Source organism: Paenibacillus sp. YN15 (assembly GCF_003285005.1).
GTDB lineage: Bacteria > Bacillota > Bacilli > Paenibacillales > NBRC-103111 > Paenibacillus_AR.
The window spans coordinates 1-510 of the sequence record NZ_QMFA01000114.1 but is presented as its reverse complement, the minus strand read 5'-3'; the positions used below and the strand labels follow the sequence as shown (position 1 = coordinate 510).

The window sequence follows — 510 nt, the reverse complement described above, 5'->3', positions numbered from 1 at the left end:
AGCCATAGCTTCGGTGGCGTGTTTAGCCCCGTTACATTTTCGGCGCAGAGTCACTCGACCAGTGAGCTATTACGCACTCTTTCAATGGTGGCTGCTTCTAAGCCAACATCCTGGTTGTCTGTGCAACTCCACATCCTTTCCCACTTAACACACACTTCGGGACCTTAGCTGATGGTCTGGGCTGTTTCCCTTTTGACAACGGATCTTAGCACTCGCTGTCTGACTCCCGGTGACCTGTTCATGGCATTCAGAGTTTGACGGGACTTGGTAACCCTTGGCGGGCCCCTCACCCCATCAGTGCTTTACCTCCACGACAGTCACACCGAGGCTAGCCCTAAAGCTATTTCGGGGAGAACCAGCTATCTCCGAGTTCGATTGGAATTTCTCCCCTACCCCCAACTCATCCCCGGCTTTTTCAACAGACGTGGGTTCGGGCCTCCAGTGCGTGTTACCGCACCTTCACCCTGGTCAGGGGTAGATCACACGGTTTCGGGTCTACGCCCACGTACT

The 510-nt window shown here is 54.5% G+C and carries 1 rRNA gene; it reads right to left on the bottom strand.

The annotated features are described in order from the left end of the window. Window positions 1-510, bottom strand: a 23S ribosomal RNA gene (locus tag DQG13_RS30390); the annotation flags it as partial.